This is a genomic window from Acinetobacter sp. WCHAc060033 (assembly GCF_004209125.1).
GTDB lineage: Bacteria > Pseudomonadota > Gammaproteobacteria > Pseudomonadales > Moraxellaceae > Acinetobacter > Acinetobacter wuhouensis.
Genome location: NZ_SGSW01000104.1, coordinates 1 through 3,460 on the forward strand (window position 1 = coordinate 1; position 3,460 = coordinate 3,460).

Below are 3,460 nucleotides of genomic sequence, written 5' to 3' on the forward strand. Positions count from 1 at the left end.
ATTTAGCTAAAAGTATATCTCTAGCTAAGCTTTATAAAATGTGTATTCTTCTAATTGAATACCTATTTTAATTTTATTTAGATAATCAATCTAGTTAATCATTTCTCCTGCTTATTTTAATAACATAAAAAATATTAATTACACAATAGAAATTTAAAATAATTTATCAATTGATTATTTTAAAATGAAATAATTTATACCTTATTCACTAATCGTTCAGCTGTCGACTTAACCTCATACAACATTTGACCGAGCAAAATATCTCTATTTGTCATCGCGACTAAAACTAAGGGGTATTTTGGATGAGCAACTGATGTTAAAAGGGCTTTGCCATTTTCAGCATCTAAGGTAATTGTTTGACATCCAACAAGATTAATTTCTGAAGTAAAAGCAGTAACCATTGCTAAAATCGAACTACTGACTGCAGCAATTTTTCCAGAATTGCTAATATTTTTCTTATTCGCCAAAGCGATTTCAAAACCGTCAGAAGTACATAACATCACAAACTCTATTCCAGAGACAGAGTTTAACAAATGCCTAATTTGGTTTTCAGCAAATACTACAAAATCGTCTGGGACCTTCCGAGAATTATTTAAATCCAACATGTATATTTATGCCCCATAATTTAGTTCAATAATTCATCATTCTTAAAAAAATATATATAAATTTTATGTATTACATCTCTTGCAACCATAAAATTATTTGATTTGACTCACATTTTTAAAAACAATTCTAACCATTTTTATTCAGTTGTAAATATGTTTTTTTAAATAAAGTTCTTTTTTAATTTAAGTTCAATTTACAATTTAGCTTAAGTATAAAATTGTCACATCAAACACAACTAAAACTTATGATTTAATAATTCTAAATAAAATATTTACAATTATTTTTATAAAAATTTATCATTCGTTAAAATATTTCATCAATCAAATTAAATATTAAACGAGTATTATTTTAAAATTAAAAATACTTTGTTTTACATCAAAAATGTTGGCATGACAGATTATAGGTATATAAAACTTTACACTTTATTTTTTGATTTGATTAATTTTTCTAATTATATTGATTCTGTCCAGCTGCTGGATGCCAAAAATTAGTTTAACAAAGGTGAATCATAATGAATAAGTATATCGTTGCTCTAGGTCTCGCTGCTACTGTTGCTCTTGTAGGTTGTAACAAAGAAAAAGCACCAGAAACAGGTGCAACCACAGGTGAACACATTGAAAACGCGGCAACTCAAGCAGGTCATGATGTGGCTAATGCAACTCAAGACGCTGCAAATGCAACTGCACAAGCAGCCGACAATGCTGCAACAGCAACTGCGACAGCTGTAGATAATGCTGCAAATGCAACTGCGAATGCCGCTGATGCTACAATTGATGCTGCTAAAGATGCAACTGCAGCAACAGCGGGTGCTGTTGAACAAGGTGCTGCGGATGTTAAAGAAAAAGCTCAACAATAATTTCGATACCTTCAAAAAGCTCCTTTAATAGGAGCTTTTTTATATTTAATTTCAATTATTTAAATTTAATTGGCGTAAATTTGGCGTAAGCACTTACTCAGAGGGCTTTCACCACCGCATCATGCTTACTCTTGCACTCATTATATTTCGCAACTGTATCAACTGACCAAAGCAATAGAGTGCGCCCTGTCCCGTCTTCTAATTGTTGAAGTTCGGAGCAAGGCTCAAGTAAATTAGCTGGAATTGTCGGTGATAAGTGAGTTGAGTTGCTGCACGCCATCATCATCAAAACAAACATTGCTATAGATAGGCTTAGTAACGATCTTTTGCACTTCACGTGTAACTGTTTCGACTTTGACACGTTGCTCTGATTTAAGTTGCTCATAGTCTGCGCTCACTTTATTTACTTCATTTTGTTTTTTGATCAATGCTTGTTGTTGATCGTCTTTGAGTTTTTGAATCTTAGCTGTGCATTGAGATTCGGCTTGTTTGAGTTTTCCAGCTAAATGATTTGTATATGCAATTTGCCCAAGCCATAAAACAAAAAGGATCGCTATAGCGACCCAAGTTTTGAATTTCCAGATTAATTTTATTGTCATGCGGTGGCACTCCACTTTTTATAAGCATTTGCCAATTTCACGTCATAGCTATTTTTAGCGTACGCAACACCATTGTAACCACGCGCAAATGCCTTCCAGTCTTTATTCATCAACGCATTAACAAGATTATTCACTTTGATATAGCGACACATTGCTTCAAATTGTGATGCCTCATCCTTATACATTGCATTGATAAATGACTGTAAAGTCGGATAGTCGAGTGCTTTCCAGTGATAACCCATCACCTGACCTATGCCCCATGAGCATGATTCTAGTGCTGATGTCCGATCGTATTGAGACGCTGCGTTTAGACGACCATGTTGTGCAGTGTACAAGCCATAGTTACCTGCAGTTGTATTACATAGATCTGGCCGCTTGATCATCATTGTTTCTACAACTTTTGATTTGTTATTTGCAATCAAACGCTGTCGCATAACATGACGTTCAAATAAAATTACAGGCGTATTATCAGAGTTAAAACCAGAACCTTTGCACTCCACCTCAATGACAGCTCGAAGTGTTGCGACTTCAACACCAAGTGCTAGAGCCTGATTCTTAATTTGATCTGAGGTTAATTTTTTACTCATTTTACTTTCCTTTAGGCGTAAAAAAACCACCCGAAGGTGGTTCAAATGTTTTATAAATTTAGGTAGCTGACCAAAGATGGTAGTACTCTTGAATATCTTGATTTAGAAATTCGTCACGCTCAGGGTCATAGTGAAAAGCCTCACTTTCTAAAAGTTCAGCACGACCATTTAAAGCAAGGTATTTTTTTAAGAAAGTCTTAAATAATTCAACTCTTTCAGGAAATATACTTTCGCCACCCCATAAAATTGCACTCATTAATGAACCCTACTTAAAAACAACGAGAGCAAATTATACTAAGGATTAATACCTCACTCAACAATATTGCGATAAATGTCACATATTGCCAACATTTATTTACTTATGTCATCTTTTGCATTTTTAAGTTCTTTCACCACTTCGATAATCGTCTTCCCTTCCTGGCGATTAATAAAGTTGAATGTCCAACGAACAATGGCCCAACCCGGTAAACCACAGACGAAAAAGAATCCACCTAATGCAATTACCCCCCAGATATCTGTCACCCACTCATGTAAACCCCATCGTACAATGATGAAAGCACCACCTGTAAGACTTGAAACGACAGTACAAATTAAGCCTACTGCCCACTCCTGTGGTGAACGAGGGAAACGCATCATAATAACGACTGTTGCTACTGCTGCAATTGCGAGTGTTACTGCTATTGCAGCACCATAAAACTTTAAAAAAGCAGTGAGACTGCCTGTTGCGACTGGTTCCATTTACGTCAATATCCTTTAATTTTGGCAATAAAAAAGCACCCGATTGGGTGCTGTAAATGTTTATAAATCAGAGC

6 protein-coding genes are annotated in these 3,460 nt (G+C 34.8%); 1 reads left to right on the forward strand and 5 read right to left on the reverse strand.

Features of this window, described 5'->3' with window-relative positions; translation table 11 throughout:
• Positions 1-194 precede the first annotated feature (194 nt).
• Positions 195-605: a roadblock/LC7 domain-containing protein gene (locus tag EXE10_RS20300; protein ID WP_068972740.1), complete on the reverse strand. Its 411-nt coding sequence runs from the start codon at positions 603-605 to the stop codon at positions 195-197.
• A gap of 512 nt (positions 606-1,117) precedes the next feature.
• On the opposite strand from EXE10_RS20300, the gene EXE10_RS20305 reads away from it, so the two are divergent.
• The gene (locus EXE10_RS20305; protein ID WP_068972739.1) at positions 1,118-1,462 is read left to right on the forward strand and encodes a hypothetical protein; all 345 of its coding nucleotides are present in this window, start codon (positions 1,118-1,120) and stop codon (positions 1,460-1,462) included.
• A gap of 233 nt (positions 1,463-1,695) precedes the next feature.
• Here EXE10_RS20305 and EXE10_RS20315 read toward each other — a convergent pair whose 3' ends face one another.
• The 4 genes from EXE10_RS20315 to EXE10_RS20330 form a co-directional block, all read right to left on the reverse strand.
• A complete protein-coding gene (locus EXE10_RS20315; RefSeq protein WP_130114539.1) occupies positions 1,696-2,061 on the reverse strand; it encodes a hypothetical protein in 366 nt (121 codons plus the stop codon).
• Positions 2,058-2,648: an N-acetylmuramidase family protein gene (locus EXE10_RS20320; protein ID WP_130114540.1), complete on the reverse strand. Its 591-nt coding sequence runs from the start codon at positions 2,646-2,648 to the stop codon at positions 2,058-2,060. Before EXE10_RS20320 ends, EXE10_RS20315 begins: the two co-directional genes overlap by 4 nt.
• 58 nt (positions 2,649-2,706) lie before the next feature.
• Positions 2,707-2,904 (reverse strand): hypothetical protein, encoded by a 198-nt coding sequence (locus EXE10_RS20325; protein ID WP_130114541.1) that lies wholly within the window; start codon positions 2,902-2,904, stop codon positions 2,707-2,709.
• 95 nt (positions 2,905-2,999) lie between these two features.
• Positions 3,000-3,386, reverse strand: coding sequence for a hypothetical protein (locus EXE10_RS20330; RefSeq protein WP_130114542.1), 387 nt, complete (start codon positions 3,384-3,386; stop codon positions 3,000-3,002).
• Between the last annotated feature and the right edge of the window lie 74 nt (positions 3,387-3,460).

What these genes read in the sequence shown, in the direction of transcription:
- EXE10_RS20320 (WP_130114540.1), bottom strand. Translation starts at nt 2,648, where the DNA reads ATGAGTAAAAAATTAACCTCAGATCAAATTAAGAATCAGGCTCTAGCA.
- EXE10_RS20300 (WP_068972740.1), bottom strand. Translation starts at nt 605, where the DNA reads ATGTTGGATTTAAATAATTCTCGGAAGGTCCCAGACGATTTTGTAGTA.
- EXE10_RS20315 (WP_130114539.1), bottom strand. Translation starts at nt 2,061, where the DNA reads ATGACAATAAAATTAATCTGGAAATTCAAAACTTGGGTCGCTATAGCG.
- EXE10_RS20305 (WP_068972739.1), top strand. Translation starts at nt 1,118, where the DNA reads ATGAATAAGTATATCGTTGCTCTAGGTCTCGCTGCTACTGTTGCTCTT.
- EXE10_RS20325 (WP_130114541.1), bottom strand. Translation starts at nt 2,904, where the DNA reads ATGAGTGCAATTTTATGGGGTGGCGAAAGTATATTTCCTGAAAGAGTT.
- EXE10_RS20330 (WP_130114542.1), bottom strand. Translation starts at nt 3,386, where the DNA reads ATGGAACCAGTCGCAACAGGCAGTCTCACTGCTTTTTTAAAGTTTTAT.